Here is an 18,519-nt window from a genome sequence, read left to right on the forward strand (position 1 = left end):
TGAAAAAAAGACAAAGGCAACCGGGCCGAATGGGCTTTCAGGGGGATGGATGAAGCGCATAAACATCAAAATGAGGCACGGAATCAACCTTGGTCCAGTGGTCGAGCACGGCTTTCAGCACTTGCGACCCATAATGCGCATTGGCGGAGTTCGCCTCACCGGTCCGGGACTTTTCGATGGCGACAAATATGCCGCTTGTATTCAGGTCCTGCAGGAAGGTTGCCATGTTGGCGGGACCGATTTCGGCATCGTGCTCCCAATCGACATCCAACATCGGTTGTCGTTGCGTGAGATAGGAAAACCCGGGTTGGGCAGGAAAAATGGCAATCTTCCCATTGTAGGTAAGATCGAGCGCCTTCAGCGAATGGAGTTTTTCCAGGGTTTCCGGCCCGACGCTGATCCCGGCAAGCTGCGGGAAAATCTCGCCCGCTCCTGCCTTCAATTCCCATCGCGGCGCATCGCGGTAAGGAAGGAGATTCAGCAGGAAAAATCCGACGAAAACAAGTCCGGCAAGCCAGCGCATCGCAACGTTGCCAATTTTGAAACCCGGAAGCGCCATTCGCAGGAGGCCAAATAAGCCAAACAGACCCGGCAGGGCAAATTGCGCGGGCATGGCATAGCCCCAACTGATGCTGCTCGCCCAGGAGAGCGCGCACATCATCAACAATGCGGATGCCGAGACGCGCTGATATGGCCGCCACTGCAAGATCGCATAGGCAAATCCCGCTAAAAGCAGCACATGGCAATAGCCCAAACGCGGCGGGACAAACTCCATTTTCCAGAAAGCCAGCCCTGCATGGGCCATTGGAATCAAGGCAAATCCAGCAAGCAAAGCCCGGCCCAGCCAAATCTGTCGGCTTGGATTTGCCTTCCCTCCCAACTTGAAAAGGACTCCGGTGGAAACAATAAAAAAGGCCAATGGAAGGAGGTAGCCGATGAATCCGACATTGGCCAAGTCACTCCAAGAACTTGCGCCCGAAACCTGATTCAACATGGCCTTTGCAAACCCATTCGGAAGCAACAAAAGCAGGCATCCCGTCGTCGTGGCCATTCCTCCGATGGCAATCAGGCTGATTTTCAGTATTTTATTTTGGCGGTACTGTGCCCAGATGATCCAGAGGAAGCCCAGCGGAAGCATCACGGCAAAGGGTTGCTTGGCCAAGCCCGCCAAAGCCAAGGCAAACAGCCCAAAAACCATTTGCCAAACGGAGTTGGGATGGGTAACGAGCCAGATTCCGAGACTCCCGAAAAAAATGCCATCCACCGTATGCCAAGGCATTGCGGGGAAATTGTGCACTCCAAAGAGAAAGGCCAAGACTCCCAACATCCAGGGTTGGATGCCGAGGCCATGGAAATCAAACCATCGGCGTAGGGTCAGGATGCCAAACAAGACCGATCCGGCCATCATCAAGTAAAAATCGAAGCGCATGCCCAACATTTGCCCTTCCAGGGGCCAAAGCCAGAGTTCCAAGGCATGCAAGACCGGCGTCAGCGGTGGCCGCACATAGATGAAATCCAAGTAAGGAACCTGCCCTTGGTGGACGCGCCATGCCAACCCCGGGACAAAACCCTGATCCGTGTCGGCAAAGCCGTCAAAGCCATACAGCAGGAAATAGACGATGGGCAGCAGCCCAAACAGCAGTGATCCGTCCGCGACACGTTTTCTCAGCCAATCCATCTTGGACGAAGATAAGGAAGAATCAGTCGCACCGGAAAAATGCCCAACAAGTCGGGAAGACGCTCAACCGCGTTTCCATTTCATCTCGGGATGCGCCAAAAAGGCCACCGTTTGATTGCTCAATGCGAGACTGCAATGCACCAAAAAGGCCACCATGAAATTTCCGGTGAACAGCGAAATCACCGACACAATGATTCCAAAGGGAATTGCACCCACGGTTTCGCCGATGCCCTTGAAAAAGTGAGCGAAGGAGTAGATCGAGGCATTGATCGCAATCGCGGGCCAAACACCCAAGACGGCGGCGCAACCAAACAGCAAAAAACCTCTGAAACACAATTCGTAGCCGAGCAAATAGACGATCCATCCCAGCGAGCTTCCGCCAAAAGTGAAGATGGTCCATTCCTTTTTGCGAATCTGAGGGTAATGCTCCAGATTGTTGGGTTTGCCAGCCCGGAAAATGTTCATCACGATCAAAATCGGACAAAGGATGGCCGTGATAATGAGGGCCTCGGAGGTCATGCCGAAACTCATGCCAAAATCTGCGGGAGAGGCGTCGAGGAAAAGGACAGGCAGGAGCAAGCTTGGGGCTCCCAGCCAAAATCCTCCCCAGAAACGGCTGAAGATGATCCAATTGGCTTGGCCGTCCTCGGCTCCGTAGCGCTTGAGGAAACGCCCTTCGAGCTTGCCCGAAGACATGACAAAGTAATACACGATGAAGCCGATCGTCACAGCTGCGATCGCCAAAACAGGCGCAAGCGCCTTTTCATCCCAAGCCACAAGGGCAGACAGTCGGTCCCAATCCATATCCAACAACGTTAAAAAGTCGAAAATTAGCTGGGATTGCGGGAGAATCAAAGTTCGGACACAGTTTCCACAGCATTTTGGAGAAGTTCAGTGAGGGTGAAAATGCATTCGAAGGGGTAACACATTCACACAGCGAGGCCGTCCCCATAAATGAAGACGGCCTCGGTGAGAAATCAGTGAGGTTGGATTACTGTGCCAACACTACTTTGCGCACAGTAGACTGCACGCCATTTTGGATACGGATGAAGTAGATGCCGTTGGCTTCGCCGGTAAGCTCGACCATCGACTGCTGCTGCAAGCTCGGATTCACGACCATTTCGCGGATAACCTGACCGACAGGATTCACGACAGAAATCGTGACGTCGGCGTTGAGTTGATCGCGGAAAGCCACAAAAAACTTGTCGCGGCTTGGGTTAGGGAACACGTGTACACCAGATTCAAAGCCGTTTTCAACAGCGACACCGACAGTGTTGCCAAAGTTGGGGCGGATGAAACGTGCAGTTTGAATTCCGCTCTGCACCCAACCATTGGCAGGTGTATAGAAGAAGTTCATGCCAGGCGTGAAAAGGTTATTAGATTGGGCCAAGTTGATGGTGGTTGGGCCGCCTTCGTAGCAACCGAAGCTGTAGGTGCCTGGTGTCAAGTTAAGGCCACCTGGGACCGGAAGCACCATGGTAGTTCCACTTCCAATGATTTGGACAGGACCTGTGTACAACACTGCACCGGGGACACCATTCAAGGTTGAAGCAACCACTGCATAGGTCGTATCTCCAATGACAGGATTGGCAAGCTCGATCCAGATAGAGCTCAAGCTGTCTGCGCGCTGAACTTCAAAGTTGGTCAAGGCATAAGCCCAATCGGTACCGGAAACAGCATAGCCGGCTCCGCCATCAGGCTGATCGTCGTCACGTGCGAAGGTCGAGTCAGTGACTTGGAAGGAAAAGAATGCAGTGTCGTTGGCGTGGTTAGGGTCGGTTCCTACCATCGGGTAAGCAACGGCCATCACGTCATAAGTACCGATGCCACTTGCTGGGCTGAAGGCAGACGATGTCAATGTCACCGTTTGGCCAGAACCCAAGTTGTTGGACGTCTGCATGTTGTTGAACACAACTGCGCCACCATTGAATTTCACTGAAAAATCAACATGGATCATGCCGATCGTGGTACCGCCAAGATTGGTGGCTTGAACACTAAAGGTTTCGCCAAAAGTCTGCGAAGTTGGGATACGGGTATAACCTTCGGTTGGGCGCAGGCCAGAAGCTGCTGCGTCGTCATTGGCCAGGGCCAAGTCATTCAGTTCGTATCCAAACAACACGTTGCTGGGTGTGCCTTGGATGACGCCGCCAATTGTCCATTGGCCGGGGACAATGCCTTGGGCAATGAACAAGCCGCCTGCGAGGCCGCTGGTCAAGGAGTTGGAGGTATTGAAATCAAGGAATGCATCGCGCGGCCAAAGGAGTTGTCGTACCGGTGGCAATGGTAATCCGCTCGATTTGGGTCGTGTTGGCACCACCTTGGTTGAAGATCCAGAGGTAAGGACCGCCTGCTGTTTGGCCGTCATAGGCGGAGCCGTACATGCCGGTCAATCCATGCGTTCCAGATGGAATCGATGTGAGAACCGCACCGCTCATGCTGATGGCGTCAATGTCAGTTCCAAAGTTGCCTACCCAAAATCCGCCAGCGTTGCCGTTGAGGGTCGGATCATAGCTCATGTGACGGACGGTGTTTGCCGAGCCGGAGGTGATATGCGGTGGCGCAAGCACACGCAAAGCAGTGTCGATTCGGTAGATCGTTGTGGTATTGGTCGCCGCATAAATGTAGGCACCTGCAGTCGTGAATGAACGCACACCTGTGAGGCCAGGAATGGTGAACTTTGACAAAAACGCACCCGTCTTGCTGAATTGCATGATGGTGTCGGATTGCCATTTGCTTACCCAAAACTTGTTTTGGACGAAAGTGGCACCTGCACAGCCGACAGAGTTTGCCAAGCTGGTGATGTTGTAATCAAACTGCACGTCAAAAAGTGCATCTGGTGTAGGTGTACCTTCGTTGGATGGACCGGTATAACCAGCAAATGCATCCACCGATGGGTTGACAGCGGGACGCATTTCTTGTGCGCTCAGGCTAAGGCTTGTTGCGGCTGTGAAAGCAGCTGCTACTCCAAGTCCTTTCAGCATGCGCAACATCTTTGTCTTGTAGATTTCTTTCATGACTACGAATAAAGTGTTGAAACAGAAAACAAAGCGGCAATTTACGACTTTTTACCTTTGTCGAAGCCAAAACCGATGAATATCATATCACCATCGTGGTTGAGGCAATTTTTACCCCCGTATTTGTCCTCCATCTAGCATCAGCTAGAAGGAAAACACACAATTCGTCTTGAACGACAGGCTTGTATTCAAACCACAAGGGTCCCTCTCGCGAAGGACCCTTGCCATGGAAGAACCTCAAATCAATCAATCAGCAAAATTTCATTTAGAGGATGCGACTGCGGTGACCACTCCCGATGCGTCGAGCAGGCGCTTTTGGCTTTCAGCAAGACGATGATAGGTGATGCGGACGTTGATGTCGCCTTTGACGTATTGGACGATGACTTCATTGGCGTTTTCAGAAAGGATCGTCATTTCGATTCCTTGTTCGGCCAACTTGTTGGTGCGGATATTGCCAGGGCCGTTGGGGCCGCAAACGATCATCAAGTAGCTTGGAAGGCCGTTGAGGCCTGCGTAGCCGCATCCGCCGGCGGTGCCGACATTGACCCACACGACGAAGTCGACTTCCCAGAAGTATTCGGTGTAGCAGCAGCCATCTATGAACCGCCCTTCGTAGTAGAGGTGATAGTTCCCAGGAAGGCTATTGTAATAAGTACCGTATTGAAACGTCGGAGGAATCCCGGTGTTGTTGGTCCAAACATAGGTCGGCGCGCTGTAGCCCGTCCAATCCAATCCAAAGAAGGCCGGCCCGGGCGCGCCATTGGGGCCCCAAGTGCAGGGCGGCGGCGTGTTGCAATCGTGGCAAGTCTCAACGAGACAGCCTGAAAAAGAGAAAACGGAAGCCAGCATCAGCATCAATGCGAGCGGCGCGGAGAGGAGTCTTCTTTTCATAATACAAATGTTTAGGAACAAATAATCGGATCGGTATCCGCTGTATTCATTCAATCGATATGCCACGACAATTGAATCCAACAGGCAAATTTTCCTAAACCGATTCAGCGAAGGACCCTTTCAGATGCGTTGCAGGATTGTCCAAAAAAGCAACGGCAAGACCGTCCACATACAAGGTCACCGCCTACTTCAAAACAAGACGTTTGATGGTCTGTGCCAAGGGCAATTGGATTTGCATTGCAAGCAAATCGTGGATCTTGAAAGGGCGTGAGAAGGACTCCGTTGCCACAGAACGGTAATTCAAGAAAAAGGAACAGCGAACGGAATTTCAGCGCATGCGTTTCCCAAAGTCGCTGAGTTGCTTCAAAATATCGGAGGCGTCGCCTTCGAGCAATTCCAAAGGAAGGGAAATGGGCGTGCCATAACGTTTGGCCGTGCGTCGAAACAAAAACTTTCTGATACCCGGGTATTTGTTCTGATAGGCCGCAACGTCCTTCACCTTGACCAATATTCGCGTAGTAAGGCCATATTTTACAACGGCAAAGCCGTCCAAATCTGACCAAAGCACCTTGCCATGGTTAAAAAACGATACATGAAACCACAATCCGTCTTCATTGGCCTCAAGGAATGGCTGCGGCTGAGAAACACGCATAAGATTGTACAAGAGACCATAGCCAAAGGCGATGCAGCCCAAAAATCCGACGATCATCACGGTCAGTCGCAAATAGGGGTGCATGATGCGCTCTAGATTGAACATGATCGCTGTGCTCATGGCGAGCAACAGACCCATCGTCAAAGCATAGGAGATCAATCGGGCGCGCCTTGGCGCAAAAGACAAAGATTCTGCCATGGCCCAAATGTAGTGCAAGTTTGCGTTCAAGTGGGTAGGCCAAAGGGATTGCGGAAATGACATTCAGTGCCGCGCATTTTCCGCCAAAAAATGGCGACTGAATCCCCAATTTTCAAAAGCAACGCTTCCTATTGGTCCTCAACGACAAACTTGTAGCCGACGCCTTTGACCGTTTGAATGTATTGCTCGCCGATTTTTATACGGATCCTGCGAATGTGAACGTCAATGGTGCGATCGACAACGATGACATCCTGTCCCCAGATTTCTTCGAAGATCTTTTCCCTTGTCACCACTTTGTTTCTCATGCTCACAAGCAAATGCAGCAGTTCAAACTCCTTCCGGGGCAATTTGATTTCTTCGCCATGCTTGATGATCAGGTATTTTTCGCGATCAATCACGAAAGGTCCCGCTTGCAAGGACTCCTGCGGAGGTTTGGTTCCACGGCGCTGCAAGGCTCCCAACCGATGCAGCAATGATCTGATTTTCACAGGCTTGGTCACGTAATCATCTGCGCCAGCCTCAAAGCCTGCAACTTCTGAGTACTCCTCTGACCGTGCTGTCAAAATCAAAATGATCGTATTTTCAAACTTGTTGTCTTGGCGCAAGGCCCGACAGACTTCGATCCCATCCATTTTGGGCATCATCACATCGAGCAAAATGATGTCTGGAAGGTGTTTTGCTGCCTTCCGAAGGGTCTCTTCCCCATCCTGCGCCTTGTACACCTCAAACCCATCCCGCAACAAGGCGTACTCCAACATTTCCAGAATGTCTGGCTCATCGTCCGCTATCAGAATTTTCTTTCCACCCATTCTCAAAGATTTGATGCAAAGGTGGCCCTACCGTATATCGATTTTGTGGTGATCCCGTTAAGAATTTGTTAATTATCAGGCACCTTGGCAAGTTTTTTCCCGAAATTTGAAACAGGAAAAATTCCGCAACGAACTTGGATTCCATTTACGTTGAGACTCAAAATCAAGACAATGAGACAAAAAATATCATTCCTGCTTCTACTGACCCTCGTGGTCGTTTCTTGTTCCAAGGTGCCCATCACCGGCCGTCGGCAGATGAAACTCCTGCCAGGGTCGACGCTCAACTCCATGGCATTGACCGAATACAAGAAATTTCTCTCGACACATACCCTTTCCACGGATCAGCAAAAGGTTACGATGGTCAAGCGTGTGGGTGAACGCATCCAAAAGGCCGTGACCAACTATTTCCGCGTCAAAAAGCAGACAAAGTACCTCGCGGGATACAAATGGGAATTCAACGTCGTGGAGGACAAGACTGTCAACGCTTGGTGCATGCCCGGAGGGAAAGTCGTGGTTTACACGGGCTTGCTGCCTGTTACGCTGAATGAAGATGGACTTGCCGTGGTGATGGGCCATGAAATTGCGCATGCCATCGCCAACCACGGCAATGAGCGCATGAGTCAAGGTTTGGCGGTGCAAGCCGGAGGCGCTGCCCTCTCCGTTGCGGTCAACACACAAAGTCCAGCGACGCAGGATCTTTTTATGCAGGCCTACGGTGTCGGGGCCAATCTCGGCGCGATGCTTCCATTCAGCAGACTTCATGAATCCGAAGCCGATGAAATGGGCCTGATCTTCATGGCCATGGCTGGATACAATCCCGATGAGGCCATTGCGTTCTGGAAAAGAATGGACGATGCCTCCAAAGGGCCAAACGTTCCAGCACTGCTGAGCACGCACCCATCCCATAGCACCCGTATCGAGCGGCTGAAAAAGGTGATCCCGATCGCAAAAAGTTACGCCAAGAAGTATCCAATGGCAAAATAGCATCGGGTGAAAGCCTTCTCTGCGGTTTCGCGGATTCGCAGCGTCAAATCGTAGGCAGTGCGGACGGGCGCACTAAAACAGGAAAGACAGCGTCGCGACGCTGTCTTTCCTGTTTTAGTGCAATGCCACAACTTAGTTCAAGAAGTAGCTCAAGGTATTTCCAACTACATAGAAGGAGTAGGCAGTGTTGCCAGAGAGCCACAAGGAAACCGTAGACATCACAATGCCATTGGCATCCCGAAGCTCGATGTCGTATTGCCCGTGTGGGTAGTTGATGAAATCGGAATTGTTCCAAAAGGCAATATTGGGGACTGAAATGGCACCATCTGCTGAGGCCAAGGAGGCATTCGCATGCAGATTGGATACGTTGATAAAACGAATTGCAGCCGTGGTATCATTTGGGAAGCTGAATTCATCCTTAATTTTGAGAAAGCGAATGTTGCTTGCGCTATCAGCGAGTACCATCGTGCTTTTTTCGTCTTTGACGAGTTCCATTTCCCGAGGCTCCATGATTGTATCAGGAGCAATGTCGATGAATTGCTGGCGACTTGCAGTCAAGTACAATTTGCCGTTTCCAAACTCGTCAGGTGCTCCACCCGCTTCCATATCTGCGTAACCCACAATCGGGAAGTTGCGCTGGAATACGAAGTCCTTGATTACCACATCGTTGGCGTTGTAATAGTCAAAAGTGAGGTTGAACGTATCAGCAACCACTGCATCCACGACGTGTAGATAGGAACGGAACCTTTCCGGATTGGTTGGTTCGTCTTCTTTGCAGCCGACAGCAAGCAGGGCGGTGGCAATCAGGGTAAAAGCAAACAATCGTCTCATCCAGTCTCGTGTATTGAATCCTAAAAATTGCTGTTAATTTACGAAAAATTATTGAATACCAACCTTTGTAATCTCAGCTTGGCTCGAGAGCGCTACTGAATCGGAAGGCTGGAAACAGAATCCGAATTCACAGGAATGCTATCACCCGCCATGATTTTTTCAAATACCTGATCAGGTGTCATTCCCAAGGACTCCAGCTCAAACTGCGCATGTTTGGCCATGTTGTGAGCAGGATATTTCGTCAGGAATTCTTTATAAAACTGCTCGGCCTTGGCGAGGTCGTGCAGCGAATTGTTGTAGAGGTAGCCGATGAAAAACAGTGCATTGGCAGCCGTCTTGTGGTCAGGATAGTTTTGATAATCACGCTGAAAAACCTCAATCGCCTTTGGAAAATCCTGCAACTCATTGGAGTACAATTCGCCAGCTCGGAAGAGGAACTCCGGGGTTTCCGGGGCTGCAGGATAGCGGTCTGCCCAGTCCAAATAGGCTTTGCCAAGATCCGTCAGCAAAGCCTTGTCTAAGTTGGCAGCCCCCATGCTTGCCGCCTCACGGTTCACGTCGGCCTTTTTTTCCAATCCTTGGATTTTTTCCAGGTCCTGACGTGAGCTGATCTTCTGACAAGCAGAAAACCAACAACCTGTAAGCAGGATGGAAAACAGAAGAATCTGACGATGCATACAGCGAATCATTGTTCCAACAGCGGCACAAAAATACAACTTCTGATTCAATTCCGCATCCCCTGCAATCAAGGTGATCCAAACGTCAAGGATTCACCGGATTCATCGGTGCAATGCTTGGCAATAACTTGGTGATATAGGAGTATTGGGGCGAAATTGTTTCGAATGTGGCCTCAGATAGCTGGATTCGTGCAAAAAGCGTTTCAAAAGTCGTGGTTCGCGCTTGCCAGGACCGTCTGGCAAGCTGCCTTGCAGTTCCTTCAGAGCCAATGCGCTGCAACCAAACCTTGCTTGCATCGAGAAATGTGCGCATTTCCTTCAAATTGTAGATATGCCTTCGTTTGGCACCATCAAAATTATTGGAGAGCCGCCCGATCTGCAATTTGAGCATCGTATCCTGCTGGATCAATGCGCGGCGTTGCCAGTTGGAGGTGTCTTGCAAAGCAGCCATGAAGGCCCCATGCTTCTCGTTGATAGATTGAAATTTGGATTCGCTGGCAGAAACAATTTGCTCCCAACCTTGCTGCAATCCCATCATGTCCTGGATTTCCTTTTCCGGGAGACCATAGCGGCAACCGCTCCACAAGAGCAGCAGCAACCAAAACCAGACATGATATTTCCGCTTCACTCTAAAACCTGTAGTCCTGTTCCAAACGATCCATTTACAAATCCAGCGGAAGCTAGCTATCCGCAGCAATATTTCAAAGTCTTTGCAGTGATTTGCGGTCTACACGGGTCGTATCGCCCACGATTCCCCACGTGATCCCTGTCAAATATTTTTCCAATGTTGCGTTTAACACCTTCAAGCTCGCGGCCTCCACGATCAATTTTTCATTTCCAGTCAACGCCAATGCCTTGAGCGCAGCTGCATTGTCCAATCGTGCTGCAAGGCCATTCGCCGTTTCGTAACCCAGCGCCAATTCAGCGAGCAGCGCCTGCTTTCCTTCAGAAATTTCCTTTGCATTAAATCCGCCGGCCTTGAGTCTGCGTAGTTCTGAGAGTGCAAATTCAGCACATTGAAAAGCATTTACACCTGTTATTTCGATGATGTTGTGGCTCGGGAAATGTGCATTGTAGGCCGCATCGACCGAAAGGGCAACGCGATCCTTCTTCAAAAGTTGCGCTCGCAGCCTTCTTGCCACCAATTTCATCACCAACTGCATGGTGATCGCCTCAGCACTCGATGCCGATGGTCCAGGAAACACTCCCGCCAAGGACTCGGCGTCTTTGGAAGCTTGCACGAGTCGCGCAGCGCGCAACACCGGCAAGGTCTGAACCGCAGGCGGTTCGGGACAAAGCCCCTCCGGCAAAGCCTCTGAAGCTTCTGCCAGCAAATCGGAGATACGCTCAGCGTCGATCGGGCCCACCGTGACGAGCCGCAAATTGCATCTGACACGCATTTGCTCCGTAAATGTGATCTGCGCAGTACTTCGGGCGACCTGTTCCAATTCGGCGGCAGTCCCTAACGAATAGGCATCCCATTCCAAACCAGGCCAAGCTGCCCTTTTTGCTGCCATTGTGGCTTGGTAAAGGCCATCAGCCTCCAATGTCTTGCTTGCGGATACACGCGCATTGCGAACCGCTTGAAAGGCGTCGCGGTCAAACCGCGGATCCAACAGGCAAAGGTTCAGCAGTTCCCAAGCGGCACCCAGTTGCTCCGGAAGACAATTCATCACCACCACCGGCCCATCGGATTGCTGCAAAAACACCATTTCGACGCCAATCGCCTCTCGTCTTGCGGCAAACTCAAGGGCACTAAACTTGCCTGCACCGCAGGTAAATGCGCCCTCAACAGCCAACATTTGCGCAGCATGGCTTGCTTCCAGGCTCGACTGCCATCCAAACTGCAACCGCACATGAACAAAATCCCGTGCCGAATATTGATGCAGAACCTCAATTCCTGCGTAGTCAAATGCCAACAATCCACCAATCCCGGATTGCTCAGGCAACTTCACGCCTCGCGGACAACCCGCGAGCACCAACACGAGCCCCAGCATCAACAATGGATTTCGAATGCGTTTAGAAAACATTGTCCTGTGCGTCTTGAGGTGCAAAATCAAACGTCATACGACGGTTTCGGAGATCATTTTCGTCTGGGAACTCTGGAAATGCCTCACCGTAAGCACGAATCACAATCTGCTCCAGCGACACGCCGCGCTGCGAATGCAACCATTGCCGGGCAGCCTTTGCCCGATTCACGGACAGTTGATAATTTTTGACGCCATCGCCCAACCCCTCGGAAAAGCTGTTCAAGAAAACACGCTTGTCTGGATTTGCCGATAACATCGCCGCCAAATCTTCGAGCAAAGGAGTTGCATCGGCATTCACGCCAAATTCCTCTTGCCCGAATATCACACGAAAACTACGCAAGGTGGCGGGGTCATTGCTTTTGGGTATCGCGATCGCCGGCAGGCTATCCTTTGGAACAATCGCAACAACGTTGGGTACCAATTTCGGTTCTTCAAATGCTGCGGCATCCAACATCGCCATGGATTGTGAGCTGAGCAGCAAACCTGCAACATGGTTCTTGCGCACAACATGGGCTTTGCAGAAGGCTTGCATCCGCTCGGCATTCACCGATGGAAGTGCATTCATCGAATCGGGATAGAGCAACCACTGCTGTCCCGCGACCATCAAGCGGCTGATACTTTGGTCGTGGAGGAGTGCATTCTGTAATCGCGTCATACGATTGGCAGCGACGATATCTTCTTTTCGAATGCCATTTCCGTCACTCATTTCATTGAGCGCAACATGAACCGCGCGCAAACATTCCTGAATGCTGTCCTGCACAGGGACAATGTAAAGTAACAATTGCCCTGGCAAAACGCCTCCAGCCCAAGACCATTCCAAATTGTGGGCAAGGCCACGCCCGACAACAGATTTGTAGAGTAAACCCTGTCGCAAGGAGGCTGATTGGCAAAATGCACGCGCATCGCGGCTGGTTTCGGCAGGGTTTTCCCCGATTTGCACCGGCCAAGCCATCATCACGATGGGTTGCACCGCGAATTCATTGACAGAAGTGAAATAGAGGCTCTTGTCCAAACTCGGCAATTCCATTGGGGATATTGCTGCCGATGGTGCGGCTGTTTGCCAATCACCGAAGGCACGCTCCGCATGATCAAAGAACGTATTCGCGCTCATTTTCCCGGTGCCCGTCAACAAACACGCCTGGGGATTGCGCAATCGTTCCGTCGCTGAGGCGATGGCTGTTGTACCCAATCTCAAAATGTCGGGGTAGCTCCCGAAAATATGCTTTTGCACTGCCCCTTCCTTCCAAAGCATTTCCTGAAGCTCGGCCCGGAGATTGTTTTCAGGGGTGTTTTCAATGTTCTGGAGCTCCGAAGCGATTGCCGACTTTGCGGCTGCAAGCATCGAATCCGGCCAAAATGTACGTTTCATTCCGCTCCCGATCATTTCCAATGCGGCGCCACAAGCCTCGGGTGCTATGCTGATTCCGAAGAAATGCCCTTCCAATTGCGTGTTGTGGGCAAGGAAAATTCCATGGTCCAAACCTCCAATTGCCGGGCTGGAATCCGGCAAGTATTGGAAAAAAAGGTGCTCGTATAGATGAGCAAGGCCCATGGATTGCGGCTGATCAATGCTCGCGCCCCCGCGCAAGGTCATTCCAAGATGCAAAAGTTGGCGTGTCGTGTCTTCGCAGTAGCGGGCGACAAGACCGTTGGAAAGCCTGCGTTCCTGCCATTCGCCCTGCTGTGAAAATCCCAACTGCATCCAGAGGAGGCCCAAGATAGTCAATGCAATCCTGTCGGTCCAACGCTGCAAGCCAAAACGGAGGTGCATGAAAGCGACTAGTTGTTGAGCGCGTAGATGAAAATGTTGGCACCCATCCGCAGCGCCTGCTGCCGCACGTCATTGGGGTCATTGTGCACTTGCGGATCCTCCCAACCATCGCCGAGATCGCATTCGACAGTATAAAAACAAACTACGCGTCCCTCCCAGATCAAGGCCAGACCTTGTGGTGGTTTGTTGTCATGCTCGTGAACCTTGGGAAGCCCCTTTGGGAAATCGTATTGCTGATGGTAAATCGGATGATCGAATGGCAGCTCGATCAAGTCGAGCTCGGGAAACACCTTTTTCAGTTCGGTGCGCACGAATTTGTCCATCCCGTAATTGTCATCGACATGCAGGAAGCCTCCCGATGTGAGGTATTTGCGCAGGTTGGCGGCGTCTTCATTGCTCAGCAGAAATCTACCGTGCCCTGTCATGTACACATAAGGATAGGAGAAAATCTGCGTCCCGCTGGGCTTGACGACGTATTCCTCCTTGTCCAGTTGAATCGTAGAATTCTGTGCAATGAACTCGATCAGGTTGGGTATCGAGCTTGGATTGGCATACCAATCACCTCCACCGTCGTACTGCAGCTTCGCAATTTTCATTTTGAAGCTGTTGGTAGCCGTCTTTTGTGCCCATGCCATCGTGCCAGCGATGACCATCAAAACTGCAATCAACAATCGTTTCATCGGTTCAAAGATAATGAAAAACAATGTCGTGTACGTAATGCGCCCATGGGAACACCATGGGCGCATTCACTAGAGCAAACCTTATGCCAGCCGCTCGCCGGACTAGCTTCGCTTATTCCACCAGCAATTTGTGGCTGAGCGATTTGCCATTGTCCAATGTGACGTTGAGCAAATAGATGCCTTTGGAAAGGCCAGGTTGCTCAATCTTGATTTCCGAACGCGACTTGAAATCGCCCGCCATGACCGATTTGCCATTCAAGTCGACGATGGTCCAGCTGCCTGTGCGGCGCACGCCGGCAAAGTCGAGCGTCGTGTGATCGTGCACGGGGTTAGGATAGACACTGTAGCGATATGGATCCGCAATGGTTGCAGGGGCACTGCCAACCGCAACGACTTCATGCTTGTTCACATACAAGTAACTCGACAACTGCATCTCGTCGTTGGTCGTCAAACCAAAGGTGACAAAGTTGCCGGATGTGTTGTTGAATTTGGTATCGAAGATCAAGCCTTCGCTTTGGTAAACGGTGTACAGCGAATCGAAGATTCGGATGGCAGGGTGTTGCCAATCATAGTACCCTTGATTGAAGGTGTAATCCACGTTGTAGAAGCCTTCGTAAATCTGCTCCCCACGCGAGCCATTGGTGCTGTCCCGAATGAAGATATCAAAGTCGGTTCCGTATTTATGGGTATGCGATGTGATCGTCCAGATTTCGCGGTCATCTCCGCCCCAAGTGTCGTTCATCGTCACCGAATTATTCCCCGGAAGCAGGAAAAGGTTGGAATTGTTGACAAGCTGCGCGCGCATTTCACGGGCACCTGAACCACGCGGTTGCGTGAGGACATTCAGATACACGTCGGCAGGCAATGTCTCGGTTGCACTATAGTTTTTGAGGTGATAGTTCAGGTCAAACACATCGTCGTGATCGAAATAGAATGCTGTCGTAGCAGGCAAATTGAGCGTATTGTCATATTGCCAGAGGCCCTGCAACTGTTTGTTGCCATCGGTCGCGACATTGAGCAAATTCACCACCCGCGTGCCTTGGTTGTAGGCGGCGGCGGAAATGGAATCGTCAAACTTGAACAAAAGAAAGTGGTGCGACTGCGAATTCATATCCGCCTCGATGGAGGTGACTTCCAAGTCAGCTGGCAAATGGAGTTGTTCCTTTTTCAGGTATTCGATTTCGCTTCCGGAAATTCCGTTATGAGGCAGGAAAATCGGTCCAAACCGAATTTGGAAGCCGGTTCCCGGCGCTGGCGCAGGCGGCGGTGTCGCGAAAGCCTGTCCACCGTTTTGGTAATATTCCTTGATCAAAGTAGTATCCACCGTGTTGCCGGTCTGCTTTGCTCCTGCCTGAATCCATTGACGGATCAATTCCGCCTCGTAGGAAGTCAAAGATGGGCCGCCGCCCTGGGGCATCGGGTTCCCTTCGGTAGGCATGTCAAGATTGAAATAGCCGTCAAGGTTGGCACCGGACTTTTTGAGGAGGAAGCTATTGTAGGGATGACCCGGGTCGACGAGTTTATGACCCTTGGCCGCTGCGGAAGGATTGAGCGGGGTCACGCCCACGAGGGCGGCATAGGTTTCCGCCGGGGTCGTCCCCAAATCATAGGCGATCGGACTGGACCCACCATGGCAAGAGGCACAATGATCCTGCAAAATCTCAAACACCCGGGTGAATGTCTGTCCTTTTACAATCCCTGAAAAAAGTAGAATGGCCAACACGGCCAAGGCTCTGGTCGATTTCATTTTCATAAGCGAATTCCCAAACAAATTTCCAATTACCACCAACTAGACCTTTCCAAAACCAAATGGTTTAAGGCGGGTCCCCAAATGAGGCCAAAAGTTCAGGAAAATTCGACTGTAAAGCAAAATGGCAGTTGAAATTTGCAACGATTCGCATCCATTCGCAGCTTGCCTACCCTTCGGAATTTCTGTAAATTTGATCCATGGCAACTTCAAAGAAATAGCAATGGTCTCCGAGGCGGATTATTTTGCCTACCTGGAATCGATCGAAGGCAAAGCTGAGTACCAAAATGGGGTGATTTATGACATGGCGGGGGGCAGTCCTCGGCATGGGTTGATTACGATGAACTGTGGAACCGCCATCGGAAGCCAACTCAAGGACAAGAACTGCGGGGTTTATTCGCCTGATGTGCTTTTGGGCGTCGAATTGGCCCACTCCTACTTTTTTCCAGACCTTTTTGTCGCTTGTGGAAAGTTGGAACTCGACAAAGTCAATCGGAACGCCGTCAAAAACCCCCAAGTCATCGTCGAGGTGCTTTCGCCCAGCACCATGGACCGAGACCGAACGAGCAAGCTCTTGCGCTACATGCAGATTCCGAGCTTGCAGGAATACATCCTGGTGGAGCAACACAAGCCGCTGGTGGACGTTTGTTTCATCAACGATCGGGGCGTTTGGGACTCCGAAACCGTCAGAGGACTGGATGCAATGGTAAAAATCCGGTCGTTGGGAATCGAGGTGGCCATGGCCGATATTTATCGGTTGGTGGATTTTGAAGTGCCTACGGAGCCGTCCTGAAATCCGGCATTTTGCAGGGAATTCGTGGAAACACCACAAATTTCCCAATTTGCAGGGGATGAATTCGGTGAAAAGAAAATTCCTTGTGCTGATTTCCCTGACTGCCGCGCTCCTTGCGCAGTCATCTTGCACGCTGATGAGCGAAAAATGGGACATCCATCCTGACGCAAAAAAGGCTGATTTCCATTCGGAGTTTCTTGCTGCCAAGCCCTCACCGCCCAAAGCAGGCCGCCCGAATATCGTGGTCATCCTCGCCGACGACCTCGGAAAAATGGACATCTCCCGCTATGGCGGTACGCATCAGCAAACGCCACACATCGACGCGATCGGGAGAAACGGCGTGACCTTCACCGAAGGGTATATCACCTCTCCGATTTGCAGCCCGTCGCGGGCGGGCATGCTCACCGGCCGCTATCAGCAACGCTTCGGCTACGAATACCAACCCCATGACCGCTACCCTCGCAACGAAGTCGAATACTTCTTCTACCAGCATTTTTTCGATAGCCGTTCTTGGAACCTCACCAAGGACAAGTCCTTTCCGACATTCGAAGCCATCCTGCAACAAGGGCTGCCCATGGCTGAATTCACCCTCGCCGAATTGCTGCAAAAGCATGGCTACGCCACGGGGATTGTCGGCAAATGGCATTTGGGCGTCGAGGAGCATTGCCTGCCCAACAAACGCGGATTTGACCACCAATATGGGTTTTATGAGGCCTATACCTTGTATCATCCCGACCTCGAAGACAGCAACATCCTCAATCAGCACCACGACGATTTCTCCGACTCCCATATCTGGAACGGTGCGCGGAAGGGCAACTGCGCACTGCGCTGCAACAATGTGGTCGTCGAAGATTCGGTTTACCTCACACAGCGGCTTGCCGACGAGGCTGTCAAGTTCATCGATCAGCATCAGGATTCGTCCTTTTTCCTCTATGTGCCATTCTCCGCGCCGCATACGCCTTTTCAAATCACCAAGGAATACTACGACCGCTTCCCCAACGAGCCCGACCGCAACAAACGCATCTACTATGGGATGATTGCCGCATTGGACGATGCCGTCGGTCAAATCGTGGCTGCCTTACGGGAAAAAGGACTGGAAGAAAACACGATGATTTGGTTCTTGAGCGACAACGGCGGGGCGACGTACACGCGTGCAACCGACAACTATCCGCTCAAGGGAGGCAAATTCACGAACTTCGAAGGGGGACTCAACGTGCCGATGATGCTGCAATGGAAAAGTCAACTTCCGGCAGGGATCGAATTTAAAGAACCTGTGATCTCCATGGACATTTTCCAAACCACCGCAGAGATTTCCGGCATTGACCTTCCGAAGGACCGCCCCTATGACGGCGTCAACCTCCTCCCGTATTTGACGGGCAATCGGGACAAGGAGCCACACGAGGCACTGTTTTGGCGCAGCAACTACACGTGGGCCGTGCGTCAAGGTCCATGGAAGTTGATTGTCGACGAATTGAGCGGCAACCGTGTACTGTACAATTTGGACTTGGACAAGGTGGAGCAAAACAACCTCTATACGCAGTCGCCCGACATTGTGAAGATGTTGGAATCCGCTTACAATCAATGGGAAGCAGGCACCGTTTCGCCGTTGTGGCAGCGGGTGATGGAATATCGTTTTGAAACCAAGGATGGTGATTTCTTCTTTCCGCTGTAGGGGAATACAAAGGGAGGATAGCCGAATCCAAAAAAAATACGCTTTCTGGCCAAATATCATTTGCATATACAAACAACATTCAATTAACTTTG

Annotated in this window: 17 protein-coding genes; 3 read left to right on the forward strand and 14 right to left on the reverse strand. The window is 51.3% G+C overall.

The window, feature by feature from the left end:
- Positions 1 to 37: 37 nt before the first annotated feature.
- The 7 genes from IPN95_20195 to IPN95_20225 form a co-directional block, all read right to left on the reverse strand.
- Positions 38 to 1,678, reverse strand: a complete 1,641-nt coding sequence (locus IPN95_20195; GenBank protein MBK9451689.1) for a hypothetical protein — start codon at positions 1,676 to 1,678, stop codon at positions 38 to 40.
- Positions 1,679 to 1,741: 63 nt separating this feature from the next.
- On the reverse strand, positions 1,742 to 2,482 hold the full coding sequence (locus IPN95_20200; protein ID MBK9451690.1) for a CPBP family intramembrane metalloprotease: 741 nt from the start codon (positions 2,480 to 2,482) through the stop codon (positions 1,742 to 1,744).
- Positions 2,483 to 2,669: 187 nt separating this feature from the next.
- On the reverse strand, positions 2,670 to 3,893 hold the full coding sequence (locus IPN95_20205; protein MBK9451691.1) for a T9SS type A sorting domain-containing protein: 1,224 nt from the start codon (positions 3,891 to 3,893) through the stop codon (positions 2,670 to 2,672).
- Positions 3,894 to 3,912: 19 nt separating this feature from the next.
- Positions 3,913 to 4,692, reverse strand: a complete 780-nt coding sequence (locus IPN95_20210; protein MBK9451692.1) for a hypothetical protein — start codon at positions 4,690 to 4,692, stop codon at positions 3,913 to 3,915.
- Positions 4,693 to 4,953: 261 nt separating this feature from the next.
- Complete coding sequence (locus tag IPN95_20215; protein ID MBK9451693.1) at positions 4,954 to 5,583, reverse strand: hypothetical protein; 630 nt, start codon at positions 5,581 to 5,583, stop codon at positions 4,954 to 4,956.
- A gap of 328 nt (positions 5,584 to 5,911) precedes the next feature.
- Positions 5,912 to 6,433: a hypothetical protein gene (locus IPN95_20220; GenBank protein MBK9451694.1), complete on the reverse strand. Its 522-nt coding sequence runs from the start codon at positions 6,431 to 6,433 to the stop codon at positions 5,912 to 5,914.
- Positions 6,434 to 6,561: 128 nt separating this feature from the next.
- Positions 6,562 to 7,242, reverse strand: a complete 681-nt coding sequence (locus IPN95_20225; protein ID MBK9451695.1) for a response regulator transcription factor — start codon at positions 7,240 to 7,242, stop codon at positions 6,562 to 6,564.
- Positions 7,243 to 7,413: 171 nt separating this feature from the next.
- Here IPN95_20225 and IPN95_20230 point away from each other — a divergent pair, with 171 nt between their 5' ends.
- Complete coding sequence (locus IPN95_20230) at positions 7,414 to 8,226, forward strand: M48 family metallopeptidase (GenBank protein MBK9451696.1); 813 nt, start codon at positions 7,414 to 7,416, stop codon at positions 8,224 to 8,226.
- A 132-nt stretch (positions 8,227 to 8,358) separates the two neighbouring features.
- Here IPN95_20230 and IPN95_20235 read toward each other — a convergent pair whose 3' ends face one another.
- The 7 genes from IPN95_20235 to IPN95_20265 form a co-directional block, all read right to left on the reverse strand.
- The gene (locus IPN95_20235) at positions 8,359 to 9,057 is read right to left on the reverse strand and encodes a DUF4397 domain-containing protein (GenBank protein MBK9451697.1); all 699 of its coding nucleotides are present in this window, start codon (positions 9,055 to 9,057) and stop codon (positions 8,359 to 8,361) included.
- 92 nt (positions 9,058 to 9,149) lie between these two features.
- Entirely contained in the window at positions 9,150 to 9,734 is a 585-nt protein-coding gene (locus IPN95_20240; GenBank protein MBK9451698.1) for a tetratricopeptide repeat protein, read from the reverse strand.
- An 85-nt stretch (positions 9,735 to 9,819) separates the two neighbouring features.
- On the reverse strand, positions 9,820 to 10,362 hold the full coding sequence (locus IPN95_20245) for a hypothetical protein (GenBank protein ID MBK9451699.1): 543 nt from the start codon (positions 10,360 to 10,362) through the stop codon (positions 9,820 to 9,822).
- Between the two features lie 73 nt (positions 10,363 to 10,435).
- Positions 10,436 to 11,764 (reverse strand): insulinase family protein, encoded by a 1,329-nt coding sequence (locus IPN95_20250; protein MBK9451700.1) that lies wholly within the window; start codon positions 11,762 to 11,764, stop codon positions 10,436 to 10,438.
- A complete protein-coding gene (locus IPN95_20255) occupies positions 11,754 to 13,535 on the reverse strand; it encodes an OmpA family protein (protein ID MBK9451701.1) in 1,782 nt (593 codons plus the stop codon). Before IPN95_20255 ends, IPN95_20250 begins: the two co-directional genes overlap by 11 nt.
- Before the next feature lie 8 nt (positions 13,536 to 13,543).
- Positions 13,544 to 14,215, reverse strand: coding sequence for a DUF4159 domain-containing protein (locus tag IPN95_20260; protein ID MBK9451702.1), 672 nt, complete (start codon positions 14,213 to 14,215; stop codon positions 13,544 to 13,546).
- Between the two features lie 112 nt (positions 14,216 to 14,327).
- Positions 14,328 to 15,962 carry a T9SS type A sorting domain-containing protein gene (locus tag IPN95_20265; GenBank protein ID MBK9451703.1) on the reverse strand — a complete coding sequence of 545 codons (1,635 nt, stop codon included), beginning with the start codon at positions 15,960 to 15,962 and terminating at the stop codon, positions 14,328 to 14,330.
- A gap of 124 nt (positions 15,963 to 16,086) precedes the next feature.
- On the opposite strand from IPN95_20265, the gene IPN95_20270 reads away from it, so the two are divergent.
- Together IPN95_20270 and IPN95_20275 are read left to right on the forward strand one after the other, a co-directional pair.
- On the forward strand, positions 16,087 to 16,755 hold the full coding sequence (locus tag IPN95_20270; protein MBK9451704.1) for a Uma2 family endonuclease: 669 nt from the start codon (positions 16,087 to 16,089) through the stop codon (positions 16,753 to 16,755).
- Between the two features lie 67 nt (positions 16,756 to 16,822).
- The gene (locus IPN95_20275) at positions 16,823 to 18,427 is read left to right on the forward strand and encodes a sulfatase-like hydrolase/transferase (GenBank protein ID MBK9451705.1); all 1,605 of its coding nucleotides are present in this window, start codon (positions 16,823 to 16,825) and stop codon (positions 18,425 to 18,427) included.
- The last annotated feature ends 92 nt before the right edge of the window (positions 18,428 to 18,519 follow it).

The organism is Bacteroidota bacterium (genome assembly GCA_016718825.1).
GTDB lineage: Bacteria > Bacteroidota > Bacteroidia > J057 > JADKCL01 > JADKCL01.